This is a genomic window from Flavobacterium sp. JP2137 (genome assembly GCF_050562195.1).
In the GTDB taxonomy this organism is placed as follows: Bacteria; Bacteroidota; Bacteroidia; order Flavobacteriales; family Flavobacteriaceae; genus Flavobacterium.
On record NZ_CP191647.1, the window covers coordinates 2,570,817 to 2,594,018 of the forward strand.

The 23,202-nt window shown below is 45.2% G+C and carries 22 protein-coding genes; 13 read left to right on the forward strand and 9 right to left on the reverse strand.

What is annotated here, in order from left to right:
* Window positions 1-266 precede the first annotated feature (266 nt).
* A complete protein-coding gene (gene mdtD / locus ACQZ43_RS11345; protein ID WP_430612719.1) occupies window positions 267-1,703 on the forward strand; it encodes a multidrug transporter subunit MdtD in 1,437 nt (478 codons plus the stop codon).
* Between the two features lie 31 nt (window positions 1,704-1,734).
* Here the strand turns inward: mdtD and ACQZ43_RS11350 are convergent, their stop codons facing one another.
* The 6 genes from ACQZ43_RS11350 to ACQZ43_RS11375 form a co-directional block, all read right to left on the reverse strand.
* Entirely contained in the window at window positions 1,735-2,226 is a 492-nt protein-coding gene (locus ACQZ43_RS11350; protein ID WP_430612721.1) for a hypothetical protein, read from the reverse strand.
* 470 nt (window positions 2,227-2,696) lie between these two features.
* Window positions 2,697-3,374: a thioredoxin family protein gene (locus ACQZ43_RS11355; RefSeq protein WP_430612723.1), complete on the reverse strand. Its 678-nt coding sequence runs from the start codon at window positions 3,372-3,374 to the stop codon at window positions 2,697-2,699.
* Between the two features lie 47 nt (window positions 3,375-3,421).
* A complete protein-coding gene (locus ACQZ43_RS11360) occupies window positions 3,422-3,916 on the reverse strand; it encodes a TlpA family protein disulfide reductase (protein WP_430612725.1) in 495 nt (164 codons plus the stop codon).
* Between the two features lie 200 nt (window positions 3,917-4,116).
* Window positions 4,117-4,512, reverse strand: coding sequence for a VOC family protein (locus tag ACQZ43_RS11365; protein ID WP_430612727.1), 396 nt, complete (start codon window positions 4,510-4,512; stop codon window positions 4,117-4,119).
* Between the two features lie 59 nt (window positions 4,513-4,571).
* On the reverse strand, window positions 4,572-5,075 hold the full coding sequence (locus tag ACQZ43_RS11370; protein WP_430612729.1) for a DUF2004 domain-containing protein: 504 nt from the start codon (window positions 5,073-5,075) through the stop codon (window positions 4,572-4,574).
* Between the two features lie 699 nt (window positions 5,076-5,774).
* Window positions 5,775-6,374 carry a peroxiredoxin-like family protein gene (locus tag ACQZ43_RS11375; RefSeq protein WP_430612731.1) on the reverse strand — a complete coding sequence of 200 codons (600 nt, stop codon included), beginning with the start codon at window positions 6,372-6,374 and terminating at the stop codon, window positions 5,775-5,777.
* A 147-nt stretch (window positions 6,375-6,521) separates the two neighbouring features.
* On the opposite strand from ACQZ43_RS11375, the gene ACQZ43_RS11380 reads away from it, so the two are divergent.
* Window positions 6,522-6,911: a winged helix-turn-helix transcriptional regulator gene (locus ACQZ43_RS11380; RefSeq protein ID WP_430612733.1), complete on the forward strand. Its 390-nt coding sequence runs from the start codon at window positions 6,522-6,524 to the stop codon at window positions 6,909-6,911.
* A 41-nt stretch (window positions 6,912-6,952) separates the two neighbouring features.
* Here the strand turns inward: ACQZ43_RS11380 and ACQZ43_RS11385 are convergent, their stop codons facing one another.
* On the reverse strand, window positions 6,953-7,906 hold the full coding sequence (locus ACQZ43_RS11385; RefSeq protein WP_430612735.1) for a sterol desaturase family protein: 954 nt from the start codon (window positions 7,904-7,906) through the stop codon (window positions 6,953-6,955).
* A gap of 533 nt (window positions 7,907-8,439) precedes the next feature.
* Between ACQZ43_RS11385 and ACQZ43_RS11390 the strand changes: the two genes are divergently transcribed.
* The 4 genes from ACQZ43_RS11390 to ACQZ43_RS11405 all read left to right on the forward strand — a co-directional run bounded on the left by ACQZ43_RS11390 (window position 8,440) and on the right by ACQZ43_RS11405 (window position 13,750).
* The gene (locus ACQZ43_RS11390) at window positions 8,440-9,900 is read left to right on the forward strand and encodes an amino acid permease (RefSeq protein ID WP_430612737.1); all 1,461 of its coding nucleotides are present in this window, start codon (window positions 8,440-8,442) and stop codon (window positions 9,898-9,900) included.
* Between the two features lie 412 nt (window positions 9,901-10,312).
* Window positions 10,313-11,104: an AttM family quorum-quenching N-acyl homoserine lactonase gene (gene attM, locus ACQZ43_RS11395; RefSeq protein WP_430612739.1), complete on the forward strand. Its 792-nt coding sequence runs from the start codon at window positions 10,313-10,315 to the stop codon at window positions 11,102-11,104.
* A gap of 11 nt (window positions 11,105-11,115) precedes the next feature.
* A complete protein-coding gene (locus ACQZ43_RS11400) occupies window positions 11,116-12,243 on the forward strand; it encodes a zinc-dependent alcohol dehydrogenase family protein (protein WP_430612741.1) in 1,128 nt (375 codons plus the stop codon).
* A 61-nt stretch (window positions 12,244-12,304) separates the two neighbouring features.
* Window positions 12,305-13,750: an NAD-dependent succinate-semialdehyde dehydrogenase gene (locus ACQZ43_RS11405; protein ID WP_430612743.1), complete on the forward strand. Its 1,446-nt coding sequence runs from the start codon at window positions 12,305-12,307 to the stop codon at window positions 13,748-13,750.
* Window positions 13,751-13,814: 64 nt separating this feature from the next.
* On the opposite strand, the gene ACQZ43_RS11410 is transcribed toward ACQZ43_RS11405, so the two are convergent.
* On the reverse strand, window positions 13,815-14,288 hold the full coding sequence (locus ACQZ43_RS11410) for a hypothetical protein (RefSeq protein ID WP_430612745.1): 474 nt from the start codon (window positions 14,286-14,288) through the stop codon (window positions 13,815-13,817).
* 418 nt (window positions 14,289-14,706) lie between these two features.
* Between ACQZ43_RS11410 and ACQZ43_RS11415 the strand changes: the two genes are divergently transcribed.
* Entirely contained in the window at window positions 14,707-16,098 is a 1,392-nt protein-coding gene (locus ACQZ43_RS11415) for an MATE family efflux transporter (RefSeq protein WP_430612747.1), read from the forward strand.
* 209 nt (window positions 16,099-16,307) lie between these two features.
* On the opposite strand, the gene ACQZ43_RS11420 is transcribed toward ACQZ43_RS11415, so the two are convergent.
* On the reverse strand, window positions 16,308-17,132 hold the full coding sequence (locus ACQZ43_RS11420) for an alpha/beta hydrolase (RefSeq protein ID WP_430612749.1): 825 nt from the start codon (window positions 17,130-17,132) through the stop codon (window positions 16,308-16,310).
* A gap of 837 nt (window positions 17,133-17,969) precedes the next feature.
* Here ACQZ43_RS11420 and ACQZ43_RS11425 point away from each other — a divergent pair.
* The 6 genes from ACQZ43_RS11425 to ACQZ43_RS11450 all read left to right on the forward strand — a co-directional run bounded on the left by ACQZ43_RS11425 (window position 17,970) and on the right by ACQZ43_RS11450 (window position 23,025).
* Complete coding sequence (locus ACQZ43_RS11425) at window positions 17,970-18,566, forward strand: Crp/Fnr family transcriptional regulator (RefSeq protein WP_430612751.1); 597 nt, start codon at window positions 17,970-17,972, stop codon at window positions 18,564-18,566.
* Window positions 18,567-18,631: 65 nt separating this feature from the next.
* Entirely contained in the window at window positions 18,632-19,045 is a 414-nt protein-coding gene (locus ACQZ43_RS11430) for a group III truncated hemoglobin (RefSeq protein ID WP_430612753.1), read from the forward strand.
* Window positions 19,046-19,159: 114 nt separating this feature from the next.
* The gene (locus tag ACQZ43_RS11435; RefSeq protein WP_430612755.1) at window positions 19,160-20,425 is read left to right on the forward strand and encodes a chloride channel protein; all 1,266 of its coding nucleotides are present in this window, start codon (window positions 19,160-19,162) and stop codon (window positions 20,423-20,425) included.
* A 225-nt stretch (window positions 20,426-20,650) separates the two neighbouring features.
* Entirely contained in the window at window positions 20,651-21,253 is a 603-nt protein-coding gene (locus ACQZ43_RS11440; RefSeq protein WP_430612757.1) for a hypothetical protein, read from the forward strand.
* A 94-nt stretch (window positions 21,254-21,347) separates the two neighbouring features.
* Entirely contained in the window at window positions 21,348-22,688 is a 1,341-nt protein-coding gene (locus ACQZ43_RS11445) for a sigma-54-dependent transcriptional regulator (protein ID WP_430612759.1), read from the forward strand.
* A gap of 163 nt (window positions 22,689-22,851) precedes the next feature.
* On the forward strand, window positions 22,852-23,025 hold the full coding sequence (locus ACQZ43_RS11450; protein ID WP_430612761.1) for a hypothetical protein: 174 nt from the start codon (window positions 22,852-22,854) through the stop codon (window positions 23,023-23,025).
* Window positions 23,026-23,202 lie beyond the last annotated feature (177 nt).

Below are 23,202 nucleotides of genomic sequence, written 5' to 3' on the forward strand. Positions count from 1 at the left end.
TTCGAACTTGCTAATGCCGCAGTGGCGCGGCAGCAGTGCTTCGATTTTGAAATCCAACCGCGCAGAGCTGTGCGGAAAAAGTGCCACTCGGTGCAGGGCGAACGGGCAGGGCTGAGAATGTGATGGTGTCAGATGTTAATATTTTAGAAAACTGCTCTATTTTTTGAAGGTTTTTTAAGTAAAATTTAGAGTAAAAAGGGTTTTTTATATCGTAGCTTTGTAGTAATTCAATTTTATTTATACAATAAAAAAGAAAACGGACAACGATGAGTTCAGAATCACAGATCAATGCCACTGCCCAAAAATACCTGCCATGGCTCGGTGCTATGGCTATTTTTATGCAGGCCTTAGACGCTACCATATTAAATACCGCCTTGCCTTCGATCGCTAAAAATTTAAATGAATCTCCTTTAAAATTACAGTCGGTCATCGTGGCCTATACCCTAACGGTAGCGCTGCTAATTCCGCTTAGCGGCTGGTTGGCAGACAAGTTTGGAACCAAAAAGATCTTTATGACGGCCGTGGCTATATTTGCATTGGGGTCGCTGTGTTGCAGTTTGTCGGTGACCTTGGATCAACTGGTGATTTCGCGCGTGGTACAAGCGGTCGGTGGCTCGATGATGGTTCCGGTGGCTCGATTGACCTTGATCTATGCCTATCCCAAAGACCAACTGCTCAAAGTGATTAACTTTATTACGATTCCCGCCTTAATCGGACCCATGCTCGGACCCACCGTAGGGGGCTTTCTCGTGCAGACCCTGTCGTGGCACTGGATTTTTTTAGTCAATATTCCCTTCGGTATCTTCGCAATTTGGATGGCGAGCTTTGCCATACCCGATTTTAAGAACGCCGTCAAGCGATTCGATATCTGGGGATGGATTTGCTTTAGCGGGGGCTTGACCACCTTGACGCTGATTATCGAACGCTGGAATTCCGATGCGGTCAAGCCGTGGCACTTGGGACTGCTGCTCTTGGTTTCCATCGCCTTGATCGCCCTCTATGTCTACCACGCCAAAAGGGTAGCCAATCCGCTGATTAACCTCGATCTCTTTAAAATCCGAACCCTCAGAGTGGGTTTAATCGGCAACTTGGTAACCCGCTTCGGCATCGGGGGCATGCCCTTGATGATTCCGCTGATGTTGCAAGTGGGTTACGGATACTCGGCCTTTTACGCCGGTATGATGATGATTCCTTCGGCTTTGTCCAACCTGACCGCCCGCTCCTTTGTCGTTCCCATAGTGCGCCGTTACGGCTATAAAAATACCTTGATTTTCAATACCGCCATCTTGGGGGTGCTGATTGGCGTGTTTTTCTTTTTGCGTCAAAATACCCCTTTATACATCTTAATTCCCATGCTGATGGCGCACGGTTGCATCAGTGCCATACAGTTTACCTCCCTAAACACCATTTCCCTGGCCGACTTGGACAAAAACACTTCTAGCGAGGGCAACAGCTTGCTGTCTGTAACCCAGCAATTGTCGCTGAGCTTGGGAATTTCCATTGCATCCATGGTGTTGGTCTTGTTTAAAAACAGCAGCTGGATCGACCACAGCGAGGATATCAGCGTGTTTAGATATACCTTTTTGGTTATGGGTATATTGACCGTGGTGTCGTCCTTGGTGTTTTTAAACCTGCGTCGAGACGATGGAAATGCCCTGTCGGGACGCCGGGTATACAAGGGAAAAAAAATGAATAAACTCTAAGGGTATGGACTGCCCGCAACCGCAGCGAAGTTTAAAAGGCGAGGGTACCGCCTTCGTTGAGGAGGTAGCGAATATCGTCGGCTCCAAGCGAAAAACAGCGAAAATCGAGACTTTCTAGGGTTAAATCGGCACGAAATAGGGTGGTTTTATTGTTTATACGGTACAAATCGACATGAGGCGAATCCGACCATTCTAAGGTGTATTGGTAGCCGTCGGTGATGCGCTGCGTTTTGGGATCGACTTGCAACACCAGGTAATCGTGAAAGCGCTTTTGCGTTCCGTCGTAGGAATCTCCCAGAAAGGTGGCTATAAAAAAATAGACCTCGTCGCGACCGCTGCGCTGTGTAGAAAAGGCCTGCGCGATGGCGTTGCGGCCCTGCAGTTTATCGGCAGCCAACTTTTTAAAAGCCGCTGTATCGATGCGCGAACGCTCGGATTTACCCTGCAGTTGATACACTTTTTCCTGCGCAAAAGCCGGGCAGAGCAAACCCGTAAACAACAGCAATACCAATAATCTCCTCATCGCTTCTTTTTGTATAAAGGTAGCGCTTTTATTGATTTTGTTCCAGATTTTCAAGCATTTTCAAGGCGTTCTTAAAACGACCTCGCCTATAACCGACAAATCTCTGCCTTGGAAACCCCAAAGAAAAAACCGCTGACAAAGCATTTTCGAGGTCAGAAATAAGCGACTTAAACACGGCGTATTGAACGGATGTAATCGTCGAAAGTCGGCGCGATGGCTTTCGGTTTTTAAATCGATTTAAGCGAGAATTCGACCCGGGCGGCAATCGATTCGATAAGCTCGGTGAAGCACTGTATGTGGTTGCGCTAACGGCTTTACATGAGTAGCGCATTGTTTGGAGTTAACGCACTAGCTACACTAGGATTGCTGATATAGCGGCGGGTCTATCTCAGATTAGGAGCGGCGGTTAAACAAAAAAACGGGAGCAATTTAGCGCTCCCGTCTCGGATATTATGGCATGGGATATCGGTTTATTGAACCTTTATCGTACATCCTATCGCTACTGTGGTGGTTGTAGCTATGGGTTTTCCCGCTAACAGGGCATTGACTGCATCGTCGACATAGCGCTCGCTGACATCGTTTTCATTCTCATAATTGTTGTCAATGGCACCGATGTATTTGACGATATTCTTGCCGTTTTCCTTGTGGAGTAGGTAGACGTGCGGCGTTTTGGTAGCGCCATACACCGGATATACGCGCTGTCCCTCATCGATCAGGTACGGAAAGGTGAATCCCTTTTCCTCGGCGCGAATTTGCATGTTTTCAAAACTGTCTTCGGGTTGTACCGACGGATCATTCGGATTGATGGCAATTACGGGATATCCCAAGTCGGTATAGCGTTTATTCAAGGCGATTATGCGGTTTTCATAGGCTTTGGCATACGGACAGTGATTGCAGGTGAAGATCACTATAAAACCCTTGGCCTGAGGATAGTCGGCAAGGGAAATGTTTTTGTTATCGACGTTTTTCAAGGAAAAATCCTGCGCTTCATCGCCGATGCGGTAACCGATAGCGGTGTTTTCGGCTTCGGGTAGACTCGCGGCGTTTTCCGTGCTGTTTGGCGTTTCGGGAATTACTTCGGTATCGCTTGCTTTTTTACAAGCAGTCAAACTCAATATAGCCAGGGCTATTACAATCAGTGGTTTCATAATTAAGGGGTTTTTAGTTGTATTGATAAGGCATACAGGGCAGCGGCCTATAAATGGGTTTTAATCAGTGCTTCGAGTTCGGACTTGGAAAGGGATTGCTCGACAAAGACGCGCTTTTCCCCATTTTTATAGAGAAACGTAGCGGGTATAGCTCCGGACCAACGCGGGTCAAAAGCGGGAATCCAAGTATTCATGCGCTTGTTGTCGTCGAGCAGATAAACATCGGTGACGATTTGGTGTGCGGACAAAAAGGGCTTCATCACCGTTTCAAAATCCTTGGGTCGGTCCAGGCTAACCAAAATCATTTTAAATTTTTTGTCGTCCTCGTACGCGCTGTTGACCGCCATAAAATCGGGGAGTTCTTCGATACAGGGCTTGCACCAAGTCGCCCAAAAATTAACGACATACAAGCGGTCGTCCCTTTGGTCGATGATCTCTTGTAAGGCTTCGTACTGTACCATTTTTACTTGGGGTTCCGCCGGGGTAGTCGGTTGACAACTCCCTAAAACAAGGGCCAATAGTCCGATGTAAATCGCTTTCATAATGTTGATTTTGAGTTTTCTAAGATAGGTTTTTTTTTGCTTTTACCAAGAAACACTCCTTTTTTTACGCTTCCATGCAGAAAAAAAACACAGCAGTGCGTTTTCTCCGATATAGCGGTGTTTCTAAAGCGGGAGAAAGCGACTGTGGCAACGGCCTGTTTGAAGCGGCATAGAAATACGCCCTTGAAAGAAGCGAAGGATTAGGACGTAGACGATTGCAAGACTTTCATGTGCAAGCCGATGCGGTTGCCCTCCGAGTCTTGAAATTCCGCTACATATCCCCCAATGCCGTTCGATGTTTTGGGATACAGCAATTTGGCGCCTTGTTCCACTGCGCGTTCCAGAGTCGCATCCATGTCGGTCGTATTAAAATAAATCAGTGTTCCCTTTAAGGAGGGTGTATAGATTTTACCTTTTACCAAAGCGCCAGAGATGCCTCGGATTTTGTCGGAAAAGGGAAAAATGGCCATTTCGTTGTGATCGATATAATCTATTTCAAATGCCAAATTAAAAACCGTCTGATAAAATGCCGTGGCTCGTTTGATATCCAACACCGGAATTTCAAAATAGACTACTGCGTTGGAATTTTGACTCATAAATCTTTTGAAAAATAAGGGTTAACCTTTCTTTTGAGAAAAGGCAATACAGCTAAACATTAGCGCTCCCAATCGATATACTGTATAGCGCCAAATTGATCGGTCTTTATGGATAAAATTTCGTCACATAGATCACCATCAAGCACATAATCAAAGGTGGCGTAGTAAGCCATATTATATTTGCCATCGGGATAAAGCGCAATGCGTATGAGCTGCATTTGCGTAAATAATTGCACTTTCACATCGGGAAGCTCAGGGTTAATATTAAATTGTTTAAGTAAATTCTCTCGGCCTAATAAATCATAGTGGAAATCTAAATAGGATTTCACAGGGCCCCCTTGCTTAAAGTTTTCTTGTAATGCACTGCAGTTTGCCTTCTCAAAATGCCCTAAATTTAACATGAAATCCTTTAAAATTCCACGTTTACATTCCTCGATAGTTTTGTTTTGAAAATTGAGCTCCAGCTGGTATTTTTTCCCATTGGATTCCATCATCACTCGATAATACTCTTCTAAATGACTTCCTTTTATTACACCGACATTCAGTAGCTTAAACTCTCCCATCAATAGCTTTTTAAAAATATTTTTCACACCCTAAAAACAAGGACAATTCATTTTTTAATGAAATAGATATGTCCCTGTTTTTAAGTAAATTAATTAGATATAAGTGTCTTACACTCTTCAAAAATAGCAAAATTGTTAAACATTTTGCATGAATTGAAATTAAATTTCAGTGGATAAAATTAACAGTTAGCAAAAAAAATGCAAGAAGTGATTCAAAGTAAAAACATCGTTGGTAATAGTGGGTCATTTTAATGAAAAATAACATTATATAGCTATGTTTTACCCGAAACTAAGCTGGGGATTTATTAATGATTTTTAATATATAAAGCCGTGTTAACAGGGAAATAATGAGTTTTCAGTCGTTAATTCTGGGAATTGGAGCAAGTAGCAGTAGCGAAGAATAGTGGGAAGTCGTTGAGCAGGTTGCGCCATTGCTCATTTACTTGGGGGTATGGGTTACCAATTTTTTGCGACAACAGGCTGTCTCAAAGCTCGGGCGAACAAAGCGCGAATTTTCGGTAATACGAGGGGATAAACCGTTCTGTTTTACCGATTTAACCTTGTTTTTTTTTCTTTTTTTTTCGCTCGTTTGGAATGGATTAACCGTGGCAACGTATAAAGGTACAAACCCGGTTGCTTCAAAAGAACCGGGTTTTTCAAATTTTTTTTGGAGTATAGCAGCGCTTCTTTGCCGCGGGATTAGAGTTTGCTGAGCAGCTGATCCAAGTTAATACGGTTCATATAGTTCGAATCGATATGGGAATAGCTAATCATGCCGTTGTGATTCACCACATATACCGCCGGTATGGGAAGTTCGCTTTCTGCGCTGCCGTTAATCTTCCTCAGGTCGATATGCAGGTTTTCATAAGTCGCGGTCGCATACTCGGGCAGGCTGAGGCAAATGCCGAGCTTTTTGGCATACGCATTGCCTAAGTCGAATAGCAGTTCGCAATTCAGCTGCTGTTCGCGCTTTAAAAGGGTACTGTGCTCGGGCAACTGTGGACTAATGGCAAATATTCCGACCTGTGGTAGGTGATTTTCTTGGATAAAACGCGCTACCGCAGCCAATTCTAGTTGACAAAACGGACACCAGCTACCGCGGAAGAAAAACAAGACGATTTTGTCGTATTTGCTTAAGATTTCGTCGGAATGAACCGTTACTCCAAGGTTGTTCTGCAAGCTAAAAGCCGGTAGGTGCATACCGCTTTGAATCGCCTTCTCCTCCAAATTGACCGCCTTAAAATCGCGGATACAACGGCTGAATACAGCGAGGATTTCCTCGGGCAATTTATTTGTCATTTCCGACTGTAGAGTTTCTAATTGTTTGCTTAAATTTGGCATGACTAAAAGTTGTTTATAAACGTTATATACGGCAAACATAATTCTATAATTCAGTCCCCACAATACCGCATATTTATAGCCCTAGGGGATAAAAAAGTCACAGTTATGAAGGAGAACAGCCCCACCGTTATCGAAAAGGAATGCCCGTTGGAATTCGCTGTAAAAGCCATAAGTGGCAAGTGGAAAATTCCGATTATTTGGCGCATGCACCAGGGGGAAAAACGGCCTAGCGAATTGCTTCGCGGCATAGTTAAAGTCGACCGTCGTGTACTCAACCAACAGCTAAAGGAAATGCAAGAAGCGGGTATTATCCACAAGCAGTCCTTTAACGAGTTGCCTCCAAGGGTGGAATACACCCTAACCGAATTGGGAGAGGGACTGGTTAAAGTACTGTGGGAGCTCAACGGTTGGGGTAGGGAATTGCTGAAGTCCGAAGCGCTAAAGCAATTGGACAATCCGCCTAAGGCAGGGCAGGGCGGATGTATAGAGGATTGATCAAAAAAAAATGCGGTACCACTGCTGATACCGCATTTTTTTTATTCTTGAGCAGGGACTTTTTCGCTGCCGTTCAAGGCCTGTAAGCGCAGTTCTTCCCGAATTTGTTTGACGGTTTTACTGCTGCCGTCATGACTCCAGCCTGGAGGACCAAAGACATACATAAACTTGTCTTTTAATTTGGGCGATTTCTTGGTATCGTCCCAAATATTGACGTATTCATGGGTCAATATCGTCCATAAATTATAAGAATCCGGCGGCGTGGTAACGCCGTATTCGATATCGATATCCTCATCGAGTTCCTTCCAGGTGCCGAATAGCTTGTCAAAAATATTGAGGAATCCCCCGTGATTTTTATCCATGTATTCCAAATTTCTCGAATGGTGTACCTGATGCATGGTATGCGTATTAAAAATTTTTTCTAAAAAGCCGAGTTTGGGTACGTACTTGGTGTGCAATTGAAACTGCCAGAGCGATTCGATACCCAAGCAGACGATCAACATTTCTGGCGCAAAGCCAACAGCGGGAATCCACAGGTAAAAAAGCGGCTTGTAAAACAGGGTAAACCAACCGTTTCTAACAGCGGTACCCAGGTTAAAGTTGTCCGAGGAATGGTGTACGATATGCGCGGCCCAAAAGAAGCGCACCATGTGATTTTGTCGGTGAAACCAATAATAGCTAAAATCGTCGGCCAACTGACATAAGAGCCAGATATACCACGTATATCCAAATGATTGCCAACCCATGATGTTGGTGCGCACCCCATCGACTACGGGATTAAAGAGCTCGTAAACCGCCGTAAAGACCAATATAGCCGTAACGGTTTTCAACAGGGCAGCGAGTATGGCCGAACCCAGTCCGATCGACAGGCTCGAAAACAAATCTTTCCACTGGTATAAATCTTTTTTATCCGTGTGTTTGCTGTAGCTGAGTTCGAGTAAAATTAACGCTAAAAAACATGGCGTACCATATACTAAGGGGTTTGTAAAATCCATCTGTATTTGTTGTCATTAAATTTTTTTAAAACTAAGACAATCTACCGAAGTATTCCAATTAAGTGATTTATTTTTTCTAAAAATTATTTTTTATATAGATAATTTATAGGAAACATGGGCAGTTTGAGAATAATAATCTTACTTTTATCGGCTTGGTTTTTTGCGGTAAAACGGGGCGATTGCGCGATTGCGCTTGTGAAAATGATTTGGACGGCAATGTTGAATGCGGTCTTGGTAGATTTTTACTCCCCGTGAAATCGGCGAAACTCCTGTGACGCAGAGCTATAAGCTTGACGGTCGGTATTTATCCGAAAAGGGTGTTTTTTTTCTGTTTTTTTTCATTTATTTTTGGCAGTAGCGATACCGCCTTGATATAAAGGGGAGTGAATCACGACAAGCGAAAAACTCGCGAACGGCCTTGGCGCAAAAACGACTGCCGGGTCTGGTCTCGGAACCGCGCAACTAAGGATTTTGCCCAGCGAGCAGCGACCAATCAGGGTCCGGCAGCGCTACTATTAATACAAAACAACACTATGGTTAAAGACGAAAATACACAAGGATTAAAAAGAGTATTAAAAGCGCGACATCTTTCGATGATCGCGATAGGAGGGTCTATAGGAACCGGCCTTTTTGTCGCCTCTGGGGCGACTATCGCTCAGGCAGGTCCGGGCGGAGCCTTGCTCTCCTACCTCTTTATCGGTATTATGGTGTATTTTTTGATGACGAGCTTGGGCGAACTCGCCGCTTATATTCCCACTTCGGGTTCGTTTTCTACCTACGGAGCAAAATATGTCGAAGAGGGTTTTGGCTTTGCTTTGGGGTGGAACTACTGGTATAATTGGGCCATTACCATAGCCGTGGATTTGGTAGCCGCGCAACTCGTGATGAAGTTCTGGCTGCCCGATGTCGATCCCTGGATATGGAGTGCAATATTTTTGGCGATACTCTTTGCCATCAACGTGATCTCGACCAAAAACTTCGGTGAAATGGAGTTTTGGTTTTCCTTGATCAAGGTGGTTACGGTGATACTCTTTATCATTATCGGATTGCTGATGATCGTCGGTATACTCGAAGGTGCGGGACATGTCAAAGAAAATTGGACCGCCGATGGGGCGCCTTTCTCGGGCGGCTTTGCCTCTTTAATCGGGGTAGCCATGATCGTGGGCTTCTCCTTTCAAGGTACGGAATTGATCGGTATCGCGGCAGGGGAGTCCGAAAATCCAGAGAAGAACATCCCCAAGGCCACCAAGCAAATCTTTTGGAGGATCCTGTTGTTCTACGTTTTTTCGATCATCATCATCGGCAGTATTATCCCCTTTACCGATGCGCGTCTACTCAATGAAGACATTACCAATATCAGCATCAGTCCGTTTACGCTTATCTTTGAAAATGCGGGACTGCTCGCGGTGGCTTCCATCATGAATGCCGTTATTTTAACCTCGGTGCTCTCTGCGGGAAATTCGGGTATGTACGCGTCAACCCGTATGCTCTTTTCCTTGGCCAGAGAGGGAAAAGCGCCTAAGATGTTTTCCAAAATCACCGCAGCTGGTGTGCCTAGAAATGCGCTCATCGCCACTACTGCCATGGCTGCCTTGTGCTTTCTAACGTCCTTGTTTCCCAATCAGCAAATTTATTTGTGGCTGTTAAACACCTCGGGAATGACCGGTTTTATCGCTTGGTTGGGAATTGCAATCAGTCACTACCGCTTTAGAAGAGGGTATATGCTGCAGGGAAGAGACCTGGCCGATTTACCCTATAGAGCCAAGCTGTTTCCCTTTGGTCCTTTCTTTGCCTTTTTTGTCTGTTTGGTCATTACCTTGGGACAAAATTATCAGGCCTTTCTCAGCGATCGCATCGATTGGATTGGGGTGATTGCCACCTATATCGGATTGCCGATTTTCCTGATTATATGGTTTGGATACAAGTGGACCAAAAAAACGAAATTTGTCGCTTATAAGAACATGGAATTGCCTGCTGTTCGCAAGAGGAACTAAGGCGATGCCCCTATATATAGTAGCTAAAATCCCAATTCAATTGGGATTTTTTGCTTTTACAAACTTTTAGTGCCAGGGGCGGAAGCTGATGCGCAACAGGGATCTGGACGAAAACCGCTGGGAATTAGGCGGATTTCAAAAATGCTGGTTTGGCAGTGGTGAATTCGCTGTGAATCCGTTTATCCACAAGATCTTTACAACCAAACAGGACGCATCTATTTTGATGCCCAGCTGTTGATTTACATGGAAAAAGAATCGGGTTTTTTACTTGGTTGGTTTTGAAAGGTTTAACAAGGTTTTGGCGGGGTTTAGGGTTTTTTCTGCATTTTTTTCATTAAATTGTTAGTCTATGCCAAGGGCTTCTTTTGTAGACTTACAGCGAAGCTATTATAAACCACTAAAGTAATTTAAGATGAAAGATGAGATGAGATTGTATATGTTTCAAACCGGAGTTTTGAAATGTAAGGAAAACAACATCAAGATGAATGCCTCCCAGGATCCGTATGAGATTCCGGTTCCCTGGTATCTGATTATTCACCCCAAGGGCAACATTATAATCGACGGAGGAAATGCGGTGGAATGCGCCACCGATCCGGTAGGCCATTGGGGCGGTATCACCGAGGTGTATTGGCCCGTGATGACCGAAGCAGAGGGCTGTTACAACGCCATTAAGAGTATAGGTGTGGATCCGGCGAGTATAAAATACGTCATTCAAAGTCATTTGCACTTGGACCATACCGGAGCGATTGGTCGTTTTCCCAATGCAACCCACGTGGTGCAAAGGGTCGAATACGAATACGCCTTTACGGCCGATTGGTTTGCCGCCGGAGGTTATATCAAAAAGGATTTTAACAAGCCCGATTTAAAGTGGCACTTTTTATATGGAGAAAAGACCGATGTCTATGATTTTTATGGCGATGGTACGCTGAAAATTATCTTTACCCCCGGACATTCCCCCGGGCATTCCAGTTTTTTGGTGACCCTGCCCAATTCCGGATCGATACTGTTGGCCATAGATGCGGCGTATACCACCGAGCATTGGAACAATGAAGTACTGCCGGGATTCTTGGTTTCGGCTGTGGATTCGGTGCGCTCTGTGGCCAAGATGAAATTTCTGGCCGATCAGCACAACGCCCTGGTAGTAACGGGGCATGATCCCGAAAAGTGGAGTACGTTTAAACACGCTCCTGAATTTTATAACTAAGCCCGATAAACATGAAGATAAAAGCAGCAGTATTGAGAAAAATGGGGGCAACACGACCGTATACCCAGTCCAAACCCCTGAGTATTGAAGAGGTGGAGCTCGACGCCCCAGGCGAAGACGAAGTACGGGTACAGATCAAGGCAGCGGGACTCTGTCATTCCGACCTCTCGGTAATAGACGGGAATCGCCCCAGACCCTTGCCGATGGTTTTGGGACATGAAGCCGCGGGAGTTATCGTGGAGTTGGGACCCAAGGTCAGGGGCTTTGAAGTGGGAGATCACGTGGTTTTTGCCTTTCTACCCTCATGTGGACATTGCATCTATTGCCAAACGGGGCGAACCGCACTTTGCGAACCTGGGGCTGAGGCCAATGGAGCCGGTACCCTATTGGGCGGAGTACGACGCTTACACGCCGATGGGCAGCAGTTATACCATCATCTCGGCGTTTCCGGATTTGCGGAATATGCCGTGGCTTCCGTACATTCCCTGGTTAAAATTGATCGGGAGATTCCCTTTGAAATCGCCGCACTCTTCGGCTGTGCGGTCATGACGGGAGTGGGAGCCGTGGTCAATACGGCACAGCTTAAAATGGGCGAATCCGTGTTGGTGGTCGGACTCGGTGGTGTGGGACTCTCTGCAATTTTAGGAGCCCAAGCCGCAGGAGCCGCTCAGGTTATAGCCGCGGATATCAGTCCGTATAAGTTGAAGATGGCCGCGGAGTTTGGAGCGCATCAAGTAATCAATTCGGCCGATGCCGATGCCTTACAGCAACTTCACGCAATCACCGACGGCGGTGTGGATATATCCGTGGAGTTTGCCGGTGCCATGCCCGCCTTGGATTACGCTTTTAACGCCACCAAAAGAGGAGGTACCACCGTTACCGGAGCCTTGCCGCATCCCGATGCCCGATTGAGTTTGAATCCGCTAACCCTAGTTGGACAGGAAAAGAGCCTCAAAGGATGCTATCTCGGGAGCTGTGTGCCCCTTCGGGATATTCCCGCCTATTTGGAACTCTATAAAAGGGGGCAATTGGCGGTGGATAAATTGATTACCCACCGCATTAAGCTCGAAGACATCAACGAAGGCTTTGAGCGCTTGGCTCAAGGTGAGGGCATTCGCCAAGTCATTATCTTCGAATAGAGCGCTATACACCGCTAGACCGCGTAAAAGGAGCTGTAAATCAATCAAATCAATGAAAATTATGAAAAATTATAAAGAATTAATCTACGACCAATCCCATGTAAATGGACAATGGGTTTCTGGAGGTAGCGGGACTTTTAAGGTGGTTAATCCCGCCGACGGAACCGAAGTGGCTACGGTTCACGACGCGGATGTCGCTTTGGTAGAACAGGCCATACAGGCGGCAGCTGTAGCTTTTGGACCTTGGAAAGCCTTGGCAGCCAAAGAGCGCTCGGTTATTATGTACCGCTGGTACGACTTGCTGATCAGCCATAAAGAGGCCTTGGCGACCATCATGACCTTGGAATGCGGAAAGCCGCTGGTTGAAAGTCGCGGAGAGGTGGACTACGCCGCGTCGTTTATACAGTGGTTCGCCGAAGAGGCCAAGCGGGTGTATGGCGATGTGATACCGGGCTTTACCGCAGACCGGAGGGTGTTGGTCGTCAAACAACCCATAGGCGTAGTCGGCGTGATTACCCCTTGGAATTTTCCGTTGGCCATGATTACGCGTAAACTCGGCCCTGCTTTGGCCGTGGGCTGTACAGCGGTGGTCCGCCCCAGCGAAGAAACGCCGCTTTCGGCTTTGGCGATGGTCGCTTTGGCGGAACAAGCGGGTTTTCCCAAAGGGGTCATCAACGTGGTCGTCGGGACTCAGGCTGCTGCAACGGGTAAGCTTTTATGCGAAAGCCCGCTGGTTTCCAAGATTTCCTTTACCGGTTCCACCCGTGTAGGACAAATCTTGAGCAGCCAAAGCGCTTTCATGCTAAAAAAACTGAGCTTGGAACTCGGGGGTAATGCACCCTTTATCGTTTTTGAAGATGCCGATATCAATGCAGCGGTTCGCGGCGCCATAGCGGGTAAATTTAGATTTTCCGGGCAAACCTGTGTCTGTGTTAATCGCATCTTGGTACACGAGAAAATCTACGACCAATTTGCCGAGCGATTCGTCCAAGCCGTCTCCGAGTTAAAGGTGGGCAACGGTATGGAGCCAGGGGTTAACTTTGGTCCGTTAATCAATAAAAAAGCTATGGATCGCATGGAGCTACTCGTAAGCGATGCCTTGGCAAAAGGGGGGGAACTGCTCTTTGGAGGAAAAAAACAGGACAACTACTTTTTCTTGCCAACGGTAATCGGCAATGCCCAAGCTAACATGGACTTTGCTCGGGAAGAAATTTTCGGACCCATTGCACCGCTGTTTAAATTTAAGACCGATGAGGAAGCCATTCAAATGGCCAACGATACAATCTACGGTTTGGCTTCCTATTTCTATACCCAAGATCTCACGCGGACGTGGAAAGTGAGCGAAGCCTTGGAATACGGTATTGTCGGTGTAAATGAAGGGTTAATCTCGTCGGAAAGCGTGCCCTTTGGCGGTGTAAAATATTCGGGTAAGGGTAGAGAAGGCTCAAAATATGGTATAGACGATTATACCGAAATAAAGTATGTGTGCATGGGCAACATCAACTAAGCGATGGCCTGCTCAAAGAAATACAACAACAGCCAGCGGTAAGCCGCTGGGCTGTTGTTTGCATTTAGAAAATAATGTTGAATTCGCCTGCTTCGACTTTGATGACTTCATCCTTGTTTTCTGAAGATTGCCTCTTGAGTTCGCCGGCAAAGACACCCGTGGCGTGTTTGTCGTTACTTTCTAGAATTTCTGCATTGAAAGTACCTTCTCGGTTTTTATAAGGAGCATAGTATTTGATTCCTTCGTTTTCAATTTCAAAACGATCTGCGTAGTGATTGTTTTCTGTTAATGAGATGGTTATCCAAAAAGAAATGTTGTTCAGTACATTGTCTCCTTCAGTAGCGATGACTTCATAATTACTTATTTTTTGTATAGCAGTAAATTCATCCTCTTTTTTCGTGACCTTTACTTTCCGGTATTTTTTGGATACCCCATCTATTTTAAGTTGTACATAAGAGCTGGACGAGTCGTCATCGCTTTTGGAACAGGCGGTAAGCGTTAGGAATACCGCAGCAATTAGTAATGTGATTTTTTTCATAAGTTACATTTTAGTGTTAATTAGGCTGTAAATTTAAATTTTTGTTATAAAAATGCCAATATATGTCTATTTTTATTTTAATAAATCAATATTATTTTTATATAAATCTCATTATGTAAAATAGTTGTTATATACCCTTAAAAATCAAAATACATGATTATAATTATTTAATTGCCCCTTTTGTTTGTTAGTTGTTGGGAAATAGGGCTATAATTATTGATTCGTTATGAGTTTATTTACAAATGTATTTTAAAAAAAAATGCATTATTCGCAACAAAAAAAGGTTGAGGATAGAATCAGGCAGACTTCGGCTTGGTATGTATTTGTATTTTCAATCGGGCTTTAACACAATTTATTCAAGAAAACAATTTATTAAACGTAAATTTGCATTCTTTTTTACCCTAGAACTTTTTCACCGATGATCTTATCTAAATTCAAAAGGTTAAAGCCTTATTACAAAAGCACTTTTTTACTCGCCGGACCGGTGGTGATCTCTCAGTTGGGGTACACTCTGGTACACATGGCAGACAGTATAGTGGTCGGACATTTTTTGGGTACCATACCCCTGGCTGCGGTATCGTTGGTGCATTCTGTATTTATGGTGGTTCTGGTAATCGGTTTGGGAATTGCCTACGGGATTACTCCGTTGATAGCACAGGCCAATGGCCGCGGCGACAAGGCCGAATGCGCCAAGTTGCTGGCCAATAGCTTTTGGTTGAATATAGTTACGAGTATCCTTTTGTTTTTAGTGGTCTATTACGGATCGGTCTTTGCCGTAGAACACCTCGATCAGGACGTTCAAGTTGTGGAAGTAGCCAAGCCCTATCTCTTTATATTGAGTTTGTCGATCATACCGCTGATGATTTTTAACGCATTTAAACAGTTTGCCGAGGGATTGGGCTTTACCAAACAAGCCATGAACATCTCGATATGGGGAAATGTCGTAAACATCATCTTGGCCATAATTTTTGTCAAGGGAATGTTCGGTATCGAATCTATGGGAATTAGCGGTGTGGGTTACAGCACGCTGATCGATCGGATCTTGATGATGTTGGCCATGGGAATCTACGTCTTTAAGGGCAAGGTGTTTAGCGCCTATATGCAGTATTTCCACTTGTTTAAATTGGAGTGGAAAAAATGTGTCAGTATTTTAAAAATAGGTACTCCGGTAGCCATGCAATACGTTTTTGAAATTGGTGCCTTTGCCGGTGCTGCTTTAATCGCCGGTACTATAGGTGCTACGGAACAAGCCTCGCATCAGGTCGGTATTCAAATGGCTTCATTGACTTATATGATGGCCAGCGGTATCGCTACGGCTGCTACCATCAAAACGGGAAACAGCTTTGGAAACGGCAATTTTGTGCGCTTGCAACGCTATGCCATTTCGTCTTACCACCTCGTCATCTTATTTATGACGTGTACGGCTATTTTATTTGCGGCATTAAATCAAATTTTACCCTACATCTTTACGCAAGACGTTGCCGTGGTTGCCATCGCGGCTCAGCTGTTGATCATCGCGGGTGTATTCCAACTCTTTGACGGGGTACAGGTCGTGGGCTTAGGTGTTTTAAGGGGTATAGGCGATGTCAATGTGCCTACTTTTATCACGTTTTTTGCCTATTGGATGGTGGGTATGCCCGCGGCTTATATCATGGGAATCGTCTTCAAATGGGGGGTGACCGGAATATGGTATGGACTTACTTTGGGCTTGCTAACGTCCTCACTGCTGTTGTACTGGAGGTATCGCGTTAAGATCAAGGTTTTTTTATCCGGTAATAACAGCTGGGTCAAACCTCGAGTTCAGCATTAAGTAAGCGGCGATTACGCAATACTCAGCTGCGATGTATGGAAAAATCCAAAACCGAAACAACCGTTGTTTCTTCCGTGGGAGGTACTGATATGTAATAAGGGCTGCCGGGTGTAGGCCGTTATGCTAGGCTGTTGTAGCCGTTTTATCGGAGATTATTCGGTAAATGGCAGGCGCTTTCTTTGCGCCTGCGACTTTTTTACTGTTGTTTTTTATGGGTTTAAGGTCCAAATCAATGCTTTTTCCTTGGTGGCTGAAAAGATGGTCTGGTGATTCTCGTTGGGTTCTGCAGTGTATAACCACTTTAAACGGGCGATCTTTTGAGTCGTTAAAACCTGTGAGAGTTGAAGGGACAGTTGGGAGAGTGTTGCATTGTCGGAACTGGTAAACCAAAAGGTTTTTTTTGTCTTCATTTTGGCGGGCAACTGCTGTGCTGCATGGCGCACTAAAAATACGTCGTTCCACCACAGAGAAGGGTCAAAAGCGATGTAATAATCAAACATTTCCGGTTTGTATAACAAGGTCTCCACGACAAACAAGCCCGCCAAAGATTCGCCGAGTATACCTCTTTTGCCGGTCGTCTTATAGCGCTGCGCTATTTGAGCGAAGAGTTCATCGTTTACAAAGGCTCTAAAAGACTCCGATTCCCCCACTATAGGCGCAATTTCTCGGTCTTCCCCCACCGTTGTAAACCCGGTTAAATCGCGTCGACGTTGGGTATTTTCGATACCTACCAAAATAAAAGGCGGAATTTTCTTCGCCTCGATCAATGTGGAAAATGTCCGGGCTACCTCTGGGAAATCTTCTTGTATTCCCCCATCGGCCATATACATTACGGGTAGGGCTGTGGACCTAACGCTGTAGTCGGCGGGCGTCCAAACGTTGATTACTCGTTGCTCGCCCAAGTGCTTGGAGAGCAAGGTAAAACTTTGGTGCCCCGGTATGGAGTCGTTGGGTGTTGCCGTGGCTGTGGCCTGCGTCATCCACAGGAGCAAGCAACACAAGAGTTGTTTCATCAATTTCATAAATTGGGTCATTTCATAAAGGGTTAAGGCTATCCGATGGGATAGCGACAAATTTCTGAAAAAAAAATGCCATCCCCACAAGTTTTATTTTTTTTATGGGCAATGGCCACAGCAGCGGCAGCGGTTCTAAGTTTGTACGCATTTATCGACTGCCGAATTAGTCCGCACGAACCGCCGCTTTATCCAGTGGAAAACCAGTCGTTTTGGATACGCTACTACCGACTAAAAACAATTGTTTATCCCGGCTTTTTACGATTTATCCGTCCAGTTTTAAATTTTTCGATGATTTTTTGCTCATAAATCCTGATTGGTGATGCTGAGTTTATTTTAAGTTAAAAACCCCGCTGGCGCCAGCATCTTGCTCCTGCCTATAAAGTTGAATAGTATTTAATGGGTAGCGATTACCGTCTGTGTTTGAACGATTAAAAGTGCCTTATCAAGGCGACTCTATTATTTTTATTGTTAAATACAGCGGTGTACGTATTGCGTTTTGAGCGTATTTTTTTGTTTGACCACACTAAAGCATCGACTTCGTCGAATTTGCAATCTCGTGCGGGAGTCTTCGTCTTTCTGGCCATCGCATTAAGAAGGCGGAACTGGTTTTATCTAGGTTTTATAATTGAAGCAAACTCCGGTATTTCTCCAAAGGAGTTGGAAGGAAGCCAAGCAATTAAGTATCTTTACAAACACGAAGTAGGCGAGCTGTGCGATATCGCATACCGCAAATTGGTACCTAGCGCGAATACAATTTTTTAAACGGCTTTAAAATAGCGTTCAAACAGGGGTTTTAGCCGATTATCGCCAGTGTTTTGGTATTTGGGTTCAACGAATTAAAACGGTAATTTTAAAATGATTGATGTTGCAACACTGGTCAATTCCGGAGCGGAATACAAGGACTATCCAAAGGGAGCGATGGTATTCGAAGCCCTGACTTATCCCCAATTTTATTATCAAATAGCGTCGGGACAGGTTAAAATGAATAATTATTCCGAAAGCGGTAAAGAATTTATACAGAACATTTTTTCGGAGGGCCAAAGTTTCGGCGAGCCCCCCTTGTTTATCGATGAACCCTATCCGGCGAATGCCGTGGCTTTAACGGCGACCACCTTGTTGCAAATTTCTAAGGAACAGTTTTTTGTTATGCTGTATCAGCATCCCGAAGTATCTATAGCGGTTAACAGAAGTCTGGCTCGTCGCTTGTTTTTTAAAGCAATAATGGCGCCTGAGATATCGTCTAAGGAACCTGAAAAAAAGCTGTTAGCACTGTTGGATTACATCAAAAACCATTCGGACAGGCCGCGGGATAGCGAACCGGTGTTGATTCCGATGACGCGACAACAGTTGGGCGACCTGACGGGATTGCGTGTTGAAACCGTGATACGGACGGTGAAGCAATTGGAACGGGAGGGAAAACTGCAAATTATCAATCGAAAAATTTACAGATAGCTTTATGATTGTAATCATAAAGACCATTGGGGATTAAGGACTACCTTTGTTCAAAATAAAATCGCATGAATGCCACAAACCAAGCCTTGCCCGATGTAACAGAGCGCAGCCAATTGTCTTTTATCGTTACTACTTTCTACGATGCTGTGCGGCAGGATGCGGAATTGGGACCTATTTTTAATGCGACCATTACCGAGTGGGACGAGCACTTAGAAAAGATTACTGATTTTTGGGCGACCCATATTTTTGGAGATAAAACCTATACCGGCAATCCGGTTTTGGCGCATCAGCAGCTCGATCAGCAATTTGACGAAAGCATTAGTCCGCATCACTTTGGCACTTGGTTGTTTTATTGGCTACAGACGATCAACACCCATTTTTCCGGACCAAATGCGGAGACCCTCAAAGACAAGTCGCGGAAAATGCAAACCATACTCTATATGAAAATCTTCGAGTACCGCACCAAAAAAAGGCAGTAGTGATCGATCGCCGCAGCAAGCGAGCTTGCTAGAGTTTGCGCATGCGCGGTACCGCTTTTACAACGAGCCTTTTTATTTTCCAAACCCGCGGAATTCTAATTTCCAATTCTTACAATGACCTTAAAAAACAAATACTATTCCACCAAATGGCTCACCGTTTTGTTGGCATCTGCCGTGGTGGGCTTCTTAGCCGGTTTTACCGGACTGTTGTTAAAACAGCTTACCGAACACTTTGAGCAGTTGTTTTTTGCTCAATCGCAGCAGCGGTCGTATCTCTTGGTGTTTTTTCCAGTTTTCGGTCTGAGTCTTATTTTTTTCCTGAGAAAGCAGCTGTTTAAAAACAAGGAAAACAAGGGGATACGCGAAGTGCTCGACGCGACTTTGTCGAAAAAGAAATTGTCTTTATACAAGATTCCCTCTCATTTTATCAACGGGTTTATAACGGTTATCTTCGGCGGATCAACGGGCATCGAGGTCTCTACCGTGGTTAGCACCGCGGCCATAGGCGGACTGATAGCACGAAAGGAGCACTTTTTAAAAAAGTATCAAAACGAGTGGATGGGTGCGGCAATTGCAGCGGGAATCACCGTATTGTTTCACAGTCCTTTGGCCGGTCTGTTTTTTTCGTATGAGAATATCTTAAAACGCCGTTCAAAAATCATCACAGCCACACATTTGGTAGCGGTCGCTGTCGCTTGGGGGCTGTTGTGGGTGGTAGACGAACCGCCCTTATTCGCTACCCATTTACAAGCGTGGAAGTACGAGGCCTTACCGTATTTCTTGTTGCTCGCCGGTATAGCCGCGCTTTATGGGGTTTATTTAACCCGATCGGTACTGCTCGTTAAAAACTTTTTCCCCATGGGACACAAACCCTATGGCAACGTATTGATTTGTGCGGCCTTGCTCACGGTATTTCTATGGTTTTTCCCCGAGTTATACGGCGATGGTTACCACGCGATCAAAGACCAGTTGGCGGCGCCGAGTCCGATGACTGCTTGGGTTTTGATCAACGTGGTTTTGCTCATCTTCCTAAAACCGCTTTTGGCGGCGATTACCCTAAGAGGGGGCGGAGATGGCGGAGTGTTTGCGCCCAGTATATTTGCAGGGGCTTTTCTGGGGCTATTGGTAGCAAATTTAGCCAATACCTATGCGGGGGCGGCTTTAATTCCAACAAATTTTATGGTTTTGGGAATTGCTTTGGTACTCAGTGCGAGTTTACACGCGCCATTTACGGCGGTATTTTTGGTCTGTGGACTCTTTGGCGATTATTCCCTGTGGATTCCCCTGATGATTTTGGCGCCGATAACGCGATGGATGTCGTCGCGCTTATATCCGTATACGGTGTATAATATCCATTTAAAATCGGTTAAAATTAAGTAATCCGCGGTGGAGTCTTTCCGAAAAAACGGGATATCGATGTCGCTGCTTTAGGGGATACTTGCAAAAGACCTCGCTTTGAGGTGTATAGGGCTGAAAACCCAAAACGGACTAATGAAAGGAGATATTAGCAGACAAAAAGGTCGAGAGCGCCGTATAAAACCCTAATTATGCCAATTTTATTTTGAAATCGCATCGTTTTTTGATTTACTTTTGAATAAAAAAGAGATGAAAAACAAAGGGTATCTTTTCGGGGCATTTTTAATTCTTTTCGGATTGTTTATTTCGTCCCTAACGGTGAATGCAGCTCCTAAGATAGGAGAGAACAAATTCAAATTCAAGATCTTCCAAAACGGAAGAGAAGTCGCCGTCAAAAATCACGTGGTCGAATTGCAACCCACGACCTTTCAGCTGCAATTTATTTTCGACGACCCAATGGGGGTGTTGGTACATGCGTCTTTTAAAGACAGCACCTATAAAGATGCCGCTGCCGGGGTTCCGGTATCGGAAATTTCAGGTATGGAAACCGGTATGGCCGAAGAGTTGTTCAATCCTTCGGAGAGCGTAATCGTCGAAGATAGCGCGCCGAGCTATTGGTTTTTCGACAATACCGAAGAACATCGTTTTGACGACTGCGTACAGAAAAATGACGTTTGGGTATGTACCCGTACTATCGACAACTTCAATTATGTTTTTAAAGATAAACTCGTTTCCGTATCCAAGGCAAAAACGCCTTTGTACTTGGTGGTGATTTCTGCCGATTACGACGAAGACACGGCTAAACAAGTGGAATACCAAAGGGAGTACGTAGCGATTAAGTGGAAGAAATAAACCTTTAGGACTCCACAGACCCCCTGCTACTAGCCCTGTAAAAACGCTTTGCGGCACGGCTATTGCAGCGGTATACTTAAATAAAAACACGCTGATGAATCCCATTTTAATTATTGACGACGAGGTAAAACTCCGCGCCTTACTCGCTCGCATCATCGAGTTAGAAGGCTTCGAGGTCGTGCAGGCCTCCGATTTGCGGACGGGCTTTAAAAAGCTGGAACAACAGGCTTTTGATGTGGTTTTATGCGATGTCAAGCTGCCCGATGGCAGTGGGGTGGATTTTGTACAAAAGGTCAAAGAGCGCTTTCCCCTGGTCGAATTGATTTTAATGACGGCTTATGGCAACATACCCGATGGGGTTCAGGCTATTAAAAACGGCGCTTACGATTATATAACCAAAGGCGAAGACAACAACAAGATTATTCCGCTGATGTATCGCGCTTTGGAAAAGGCTAAACTCAATCAGCGCTTGGAAAAACTCGAGCGTCAATTGGATCAGAAGTATTCCTTTGAAAAGGCGGTAGGCAAATCGGCGGCCATACGCCAGGCTATGGAATTGGCCAAGCGGGTTGCCGCTACTCAAACCACGGTATTGCTCACGGGAGAAACCGGTACGGGTAAAGAGGTTTTTGCGCAGTCGATCCATCAGGAGAGCAGCCGTAAAAAACAAGCCTTTGTCGCGATTAACTGTGCGGCATTTTCCAAGGATTTATTGGAGAGCGAACTGTTTGGTCATAAAGCAGGGTCGTTTACCAATGCGATTAAAGATCAGAAAGGCCTGTTTGAAGAGGCTCATCTCGGCACTATATTCCTCGATGAAATCGGCGAGTTGCCTTTGGATTTACAAGCCAAATTGTTGCGGGTACTGGAAACCGGCAGCTTTTTAAAGATAGGGGACTCCAAACCTACTGCGGTCGATATTCGAATTATCGCCGCCACCAATCGCGATTTGTCTAAAGAAATCGAGCAGGGCAGTTTTAGAGAAGATTTGTTTTATCGACTGTCTGTATTTCCGATAGAATTGCCCGCCTTGCGGCATCGCAAAACCGACATTCCCGACTTGGTCGACCACTTTCTCCAAGTTCTGGCGCCTCTGTCGGGTAAACCAGCGGTAAAACCGTCAAAAGAAGCCCTAGAAGCCCTAAAGTCTCATGTGTGGCCCGGTAATATCCGCGAGTTGAAAAACGCCTTAGAACGCGCCTTGATCATGAGCAACGGCAGTGTGTTGGAATTGGTAGACCTTCCGGCAGAATTTCAAAAAAACGCCCTGCATTCCACAGCGGGTTTGCAGACGTTTGAATTGGCACAGGCCGAACGTAAACACATTCAGCTCGTGTTGAAGCACACCAACGGCAACAAGACCAAAACCGCAGAATTGCTCGGTATCGCCTTGACCACCTTATACCGAAAAATAGAAGAATATCGATTGGGTTAACAAACCCTATCGTTTTGCTAGTATAGACCCTTTCATTTTGAAAGGGTTTTTTGTTTTGGTAAAACCGCTATTTCTCGTAAGTCGTCAATTGTCAGGGCGTTGTGTATGGCTCCCCGCCATTGGTATGCGTTTTGGCTTATGGCAGCTATAAAACGAATATATCATGACATTACAAACACCACCAATCACACCGCACAATCGGCCCAATCTTGCCTGGAGCACGGCGCTGATGGCTCACTGGACCTCGGTCTACAAAACCGCTGCTACAAACGCAGTGCCGCGTGCGCCGACTAAAGCCTCGGATTTCTCCACCGCCAATTTTCAAAACCCATGCTAGCCCTGCTCTTGATCTTAGTGGGATTAGTGGGACTTGCAGGTTGCTACAAAGCCATTGATTTTTTTGATGCCGTTTAATTTTAAAAGAGGATAAGATGATTTTTTTACTACTACTGGCCGTGGCCGTCTTTGGATATATGTGTTATGTTTTGCGGTATCCCGAGCGCTTTTAGCGCCG

Coding starts and splice junctions, on each gene's coding strand:
- mdtD (WP_430612719.1), top strand. CDS start 267: ATGAGTTCAGAATCACAGATCAATGCCACTGCCCAAAAATACCTGCCA.
- ACQZ43_RS11350 (WP_430612721.1), bottom strand. CDS start 2,226: ATGAGGAGATTATTGGTATTGCTGTTGTTTACGGGTTTGCTCTGCCCG.
- ACQZ43_RS11355 (WP_430612723.1), bottom strand. CDS start 3,374: ATGAAACCACTGATTGTAATAGCCCTGGCTATATTGAGTTTGACTGCT.
- ACQZ43_RS11360 (WP_430612725.1), bottom strand. CDS start 3,916: ATGAAAGCGATTTACATCGGACTATTGGCCCTTGTTTTAGGGAGTTGT.
- ACQZ43_RS11365 (WP_430612727.1), bottom strand. CDS start 4,512: ATGAGTCAAAATTCCAACGCAGTAGTCTATTTTGAAATTCCGGTGTTG.
- ACQZ43_RS11370 (WP_430612729.1), bottom strand. CDS start 5,075: ATGGGAGAGTTTAAGCTACTGAATGTCGGTGTAATAAAAGGAAGTCAT.
- ACQZ43_RS11375 (WP_430612731.1), bottom strand. CDS start 6,374: ATGACAAATAAATTGCCCGAGGAAATCCTCGCTGTATTCAGCCGTTGT.
- ACQZ43_RS11380 (WP_430612733.1), top strand. CDS start 6,522: ATGAAGGAGAACAGCCCCACCGTTATCGAAAAGGAATGCCCGTTGGAA.
- ACQZ43_RS11385 (WP_430612735.1), bottom strand. CDS start 7,906: ATGGATTTTACAAACCCCTTAGTATATGGTACGCCATGTTTTTTAGCG.
- ACQZ43_RS11390 (WP_430612737.1), top strand. CDS start 8,440: ATGGTTAAAGACGAAAATACACAAGGATTAAAAAGAGTATTAAAAGCG.
- attM (WP_430612739.1), top strand. CDS start 10,313: ATGAAAGATGAGATGAGATTGTATATGTTTCAAACCGGAGTTTTGAAA.
- ACQZ43_RS11400 (WP_430612741.1), top strand. CDS start 11,116: ATGAAGATAAAAGCAGCAGTATTGAGAAAAATGGGGGCAACACGACCG.
- ACQZ43_RS11405 (WP_430612743.1), top strand. CDS start 12,305: ATGAAAAATTATAAAGAATTAATCTACGACCAATCCCATGTAAATGGA.
- ACQZ43_RS11410 (WP_430612745.1), bottom strand. CDS start 14,288: ATGAAAAAAATCACATTACTAATTGCTGCGGTATTCCTAACGCTTACC.
- ACQZ43_RS11415 (WP_430612747.1), top strand. CDS start 14,707: ATGATCTTATCTAAATTCAAAAGGTTAAAGCCTTATTACAAAAGCACT.
- ACQZ43_RS11420 (WP_430612749.1), bottom strand. CDS start 17,132: ATGACCCAATTTATGAAATTGATGAAACAACTCTTGTGTTGCTTGCTC.
- ACQZ43_RS11425 (WP_430612751.1), top strand. CDS start 17,970: ATGATTGATGTTGCAACACTGGTCAATTCCGGAGCGGAATACAAGGAC.
- ACQZ43_RS11430 (WP_430612753.1), top strand. CDS start 18,632: ATGAATGCCACAAACCAAGCCTTGCCCGATGTAACAGAGCGCAGCCAA.
- ACQZ43_RS11435 (WP_430612755.1), top strand. CDS start 19,160: ATGACCTTAAAAAACAAATACTATTCCACCAAATGGCTCACCGTTTTG.
- ACQZ43_RS11440 (WP_430612757.1), top strand. CDS start 20,651: ATGAAAAACAAAGGGTATCTTTTCGGGGCATTTTTAATTCTTTTCGGA.
- ACQZ43_RS11445 (WP_430612759.1), top strand. CDS start 21,348: ATGAATCCCATTTTAATTATTGACGACGAGGTAAAACTCCGCGCCTTA.
- ACQZ43_RS11450 (WP_430612761.1), top strand. CDS start 22,852: ATGACATTACAAACACCACCAATCACACCGCACAATCGGCCCAATCTT.